Annotated in this window: 4 protein-coding genes; 2 read left to right on the top strand and 2 right to left on the bottom strand. The window is 53.0% G+C overall.

The annotated features are described in order from the left end of the window. Together QNK41_RS13010 and gabT are read right to left on the bottom strand one after the other, a co-directional pair. Positions 1 to 792: aldehyde ferredoxin oxidoreductase N-terminal domain-containing protein (locus QNK41_RS13010; RefSeq protein WP_319257585.1), on the bottom strand; the 792-nt coding region annotated here is incomplete at its 3' end. A gap of 173 nt (positions 793 to 965) precedes the next feature. Next, the gene (gene gabT, locus QNK41_RS13005) at positions 966 to 2,273 is read right to left on the bottom strand and encodes a 4-aminobutyrate--2-oxoglutarate transaminase (RefSeq protein ID WP_319257583.1); all 1,308 of its coding nucleotides are present in this window, start codon (positions 2,271 to 2,273) and stop codon (positions 966 to 968) included. Positions 2,274 to 2,810: 537 nt separating this feature from the next. Here gabT and QNK41_RS13000 point away from each other — a divergent pair. Beyond that, the gene (locus QNK41_RS13000; protein ID WP_319257581.1) at positions 2,811 to 3,413 is read left to right on the top strand and encodes a TetR/AcrR family transcriptional regulator; all 603 of its coding nucleotides are present in this window, start codon (positions 2,811 to 2,813) and stop codon (positions 3,411 to 3,413) included. 504 nt (positions 3,414 to 3,917) lie between these two features. Further along, positions 3,918 to 4,963, top strand: a 1,046-nt coding sequence (locus QNK41_RS12995; RefSeq protein ID WP_319257579.1) for an aminotransferase class III-fold pyridoxal phosphate-dependent enzyme, incomplete at its 3' end; no start/stop codon positions are given.

Here is a 4,963-nt window from a genome sequence, read left to right as displayed (position 1 = left end):
CGATCCCTGGGACCAGTACCGGCTGGGAAATCCCCCGGCCTTGTTGAGGATATCCACCATCATGGGCGTACCGTTATTGCGGTAGGCCTGGGTGACGGGGTGGTCCTTGTAGAGCGCTAATTTCTCCTTGGCATAGGCTTTGAGACCTTGCGGATCGGCAAAAGGGCGCTTTTGGCCGCCGTGAAAAACGACGGCCTTGATCTTTTTGGAACCGAATACCGCCCCCATTCCCGTGCGGCCGCAGACTCGCCATCCGTCATTTTTAACAACGGCGAAACGGACACAGTTTTCGCCTGCCGGGCCGATCACCATAATGCCCGGCGACTTTGCGGCCACCCGCTTGCGCACGGCAGCCTCGGTCTCGAAGGTATCCAGCCCCCACAGATCGTCCGCCTCATGGAAAAAGACACCCTGATCAGTGATCTCCAGCCACAGCGGACGCTCCGACGCTCCGTGGATGATAAAGGCATCGAAACCGGCCCGACTCATGGCGATGGCCGCACTGCCGCCGGCATAAGATTCGCTGTAAAGGCCGGTCAGCGGGGATTTGGCGAACATACCATGGCGACATGACCCGTGGATCGGGCTGTCCGTGGCCGGTCCCAGGGCAAACACCAGGTGGCTGTAGGGAGAAAAGGGATCCACACCGATTGGATTTCGATCCAGCAGCAGCTGGGTTCCCAGCCCCTTGCCGCCCATGCAGGCGCTGAGCAATGCGTCGCTCAGCGCCTCTGTCTGGGAGGATCGGTTGCTCACATCGACGGTCAGTGCCTGTTGAAAATAACCATGCATTGTTTTAATTCCTTTTGCAACTGTCTAAAAAGTATATATTTTTGTAATTGGAATGTCCTTTATCTAAGATCATCAGGTTTGGAATTTTAGATTTTCGGTCATTGTGATTTATTTGTCATTTGTTATTTTGGCTATTGTAATTTTGTTTTTTGACCATGATACGAATCCTGAAATCAGATAAGCGAGACCTCTTCTAAACTTTCCTCGAGTATCGCCAGCCCCTTATCCAGCTGTTCATCGGTGATGACCAGCGGCATCAGGGTGCGGATGACATTGCCGAAATTACCGCAGGAAAGCAATACCAACCCCTTTTCAAAACAGCGGCTGACCAGTGCCTTGGCTTTATCGGTGGCCGGCTGCTTGGATTCACGGTCCTCCACCAGTTCCATGGCCAGCATGGGGCCTTTGCCGCGCACCTCGCCGATAATCTCATAGCGCTCCTGCATGGCCGTGAAACGTGCCAGCAGGGTATCGCCCAACTGAACCGATTGCTGGAGCAGTCCGTCTTCGAACAGGATCTCCAATACGGCGAGCGCCGCCCGGCAGGACACGGGATTGCCGCTGTATGTGCCACCCAAGCCGCCCACATGGGAAGCGTTCATCATGTCGGCGCGACCGATCACCGCCGACAGGGGCATGCCGCCGGCAAAGCTTTTAGCAAGGGTAATGATATCGGGGGTCACGCCCCAATGGTCGATGGCAAAGAACTTTCCGGTTCTACCGGCACCGCTTTGAACCTCATCGACGATCAAGGCGATACCGTACTTCTCGCAGATGGCTTTCAGTTTCGGGAAATACTCGGGGGGCGGCGTAATAAAACCGCCCTCTCCCTGGATGGGTTCGGCGATCACGGCCGCCGTCTGTTCTGCAGCCACATGATTGATGAAGAATTCTTCGAGGTGGTCGGCACAGGCGGTTCCGCAGGAGGGGTAGGTCAATCCGAAGGGACACCGGTAACAGTAGGCAAAAGGCATCCGGTAGACTTCCGGCGCATAAGGTCCGTATCCGAATTTGTATGGCTTGACCTTGCTGGTCAGGGTCATGGTCAAAAGCGTTCGGCCGTGAAAGGCGTTTTCAAAACAGATAACCGCCGGTCTTTTGGTGGCGTAACGCGCCACCTTGACTGCGTTTTCCACCGCTTCGGCACCGCTGTTGGCAAACAGGGTCATCTTGGCGAAATCCCCGGGTGCCAGATGGTTGAGCCGCTCGGCCAGCTCCACATAGGGTTCGTACATGGCCACGTGAAAGCAGGTGTGGATGAATTTGCCGGCCTGATCCCGGATGGCTGCCACCACCTTGGGATGGCAGTGCCCCACATTGTTCACCCCGATACCGCCGGCAAAATCGATCAGCTCGCGGCCGTCCACGTCCACCATGACAGCTCCATGGGCTTCTTTGATAAATGCGCTGGTGATATTAAAGGGGCCCTGGGGGACATGCTGATTGCGTTTTTCGAGCAGTTCATGATTTCGGCCTGGCATAGGTCAACTCCTTTGTTGAATAGTGGATATAATCAATTCGCATACCAGTGCATGTTGATAGATCTTCGAAGGGCTCCGGATCGGACGCTACAAAACGACCGTGGCCGGAGCCACCCGGCATATGCAGCATGGCATAGAAATTTTCTGTTTATCATTAAAAAGAATGGCAGGCGGCACTGCCAATATCGACCAGTCATCGATAAAAAACTAATATATTAAGCCGTTTTGGTATTTTGATCTATAGTACACCAATTGCGTTGCCGATGAATGGGCCTTGCTGAATACATGCCCGTTGCAGCTTTCACAGGCTGCGGGGCTATCTGGTTTGCCCCATCACGCAGTGATAGATTCGAAGCGCCGAATACCCTTTCGTTTCTGTCCAAACTCATAATTTTCCTTGTCAGCAGCTATTTAATTGAATATGCAGTTAATAAACAGATGCGACACCCCATCGGCATGGAAAACTTTAAACAAATTAAAACGACTATGATCAATACAATATCATCGTCCAACCGTAAATAGGGAACTGAATGGGCCATGAGGAAAAATAAAAGCGCGGCGCTCAGAAAACCGGATATCCTCGAGAGTTATTATCAGGTGCTCATCCAAGAGGGACTTGAAGGCACGTCGATCAGTAAGATCGCCAACCGGATAGGTATTCATCCCAGCCTGATTATCCACTATTTCAAGAACAAAGAGAACATGAAGCTTGAGCTTGTTGATCTGCTGATTGAAAAGTATCAATCGCCGGCGATGATCAACTTTGAGCATATCGAGGATGATGAAGCGCATTTCAATGCGATTATCGACGTGCTTTTCTCGTTTAAATGGAGTCGGACCGTCGATCCGGGTGTGCATTTCGCTTTTTATTATCTGAGCTTAAGAAATGAAGAGATATTGGCGCGCTTCAGGGTCATGTTCAAATGGCTGCGGGACTACCTGTGCGAAAAACTAGCCAATTTCAACGATAAGGGGATCATCAAAGTAGATGATGCGGTTAAGGCAGCCGACTATATTGTCACCCTCATGGAAGGCTTGGAATTTCACTCCCAGTTTTTAGCCGACGGGAAGCATTTCGACGATTTTGCGCAATCTGCCCGGAAGGTCCTGGTCAGTGCACTGAAGAACGGCGAATTTTAAAATTTCACGCCGCAGCGAGGCAGTCAATTTTTCAGGTTCGTGATTGATTAAGCCAATACCGATTAGCTGAACGGATAAGGAGGGCGCCCTATCCATTTCGAATGATCTATTTTTATCAATAAATTAAACGAACGTTCAAATAATACCTTTGACGATAAAGCAGACACCAAACAGTGAGGCAGTTTAAGGAGCCGCATTTTCGACGGACTCGTGAAAAGCCCGAAATCAAGGCTTGTGAGCCGTGAAAGCGAGCACGTTCCAAGTCGATCTCGACGGGATTAGCGAGCGGAGTGGTAATCGATTGTATTCCATACAGGGAAGATTCTTCGCAGTTTTGGCGGGGAATCTTCAATCCTTAAGGAAAGAGGCGTACATGTTGCACGCCGCAATGACGAGGGATGAAACGTAACGCCGATATCGGACTTTTGGTGAGCCCGTCAAACCGTGAATTATCGACCGCCGCCCATTGTCCGCGGTCGAACCATTTCAACGAAGGAGCATCCAATGCGCGATTACGAGGAGAACTTCAAGAGCGACTATCAGGGAAGAGATATTCAGTCGGCCTATGCCGAGGCGCGTAAGATGGTCGACACCATCCTGACCCCGGCGGACCAGACTCCCCTTGACGTCCGGCAGAACATTGCCAGAAAAACGGTGCGCAATTTCCGGGATCACATCAACAAGGGATTCTTGGAATACCGCAAATCGGTCACCGAGTCCGGTGACTTCGCCTACACCGAGTGGACCGGTCAGGGATCGGTTCTCGTAGATGCCCTTGGGCGTGAGTTTCTGGACATCCTAGGTGGATTCGGCCTCTACTCCTACGGCATCCGACATCCCAAAATCGTTGCCGCGGTCAAGGCTCAGCTGGACCGCTCACCCCAGTACAGCCAGGAACTGCTCGATCCGCTCAGGGCCGAGTTGGGTCACGTGCTGGCACTGCTGACACCGGGGAAAATTCAATACGGCTTTTTCGCCAACTCCGGTACCGAGGCGGTGGAAGGGGCCATGAAACTGGCCAAACTGTATACGGGCAAAAAGGGCTTTATTGCCATGCTCAAGGGATTTCACGGCAAAACCCTGGGCAGCTTGTCGCTCATCGGTAAAAAGGTTTATCGAAAACCACTGCTGCCGTTGCTGGATGGAGTACAGCATGTGCCCTTCGGGGATGCCGATGCCGTCGAACGACTGCTGGCGGCCGCCAAGACCGTGGGTCAGGACATGGCCGCCGTTGTGGTCGAGCCGGTCCAGGGCGAGGCCGGTGCCATCGTGCCACCGGATGAATTCTGGCCCCGCTTGCGCGAGGTGTGCAACCATTACGGCGTGCTTCTGATCGCCGATGAAGTTCAGACCGGTTTCGGTCGCACCGGAAAAATTTTCGGTGTCGATCACTGGGATGTGACCCCGGACATCATGTGTTTCGGCAAGGCACTGGGCGGCGGTGTCGTGCCCATGAGCGCATTTTTCTCCACGCCTGAAATCTGGTCGTGCATGGAACCCAACCCCTTCATGCACACCACTACCACCGGCGGCAACCCGCTGGCCTGTGC

Source organism: Desulfosarcina sp., from assembly GCF_033791525.1.
Classification (GTDB): domain Bacteria; phylum Desulfobacterota; class Desulfobacteria; order Desulfobacterales; family Desulfosarcinaceae; genus Desulfosarcina.
This window is presented reverse-complemented; position numbering and strand designations above follow the sequence as displayed.

Excerpts from the sequence above, each read along its gene's own strand:
- QNK41_RS13000 (WP_319257581.1), top strand. The coding sequence starts at position 2,811 with ATGAGGAAAAATAAAAGCGCGGCGCTCAGAAAACCGGATATCCTCGAG.
- gabT (WP_319257583.1), bottom strand. The coding sequence starts at position 2,273 with ATGCCAGGCCGAAATCATGAACTGCTCGAAAAACGCAATCAGCATGTC.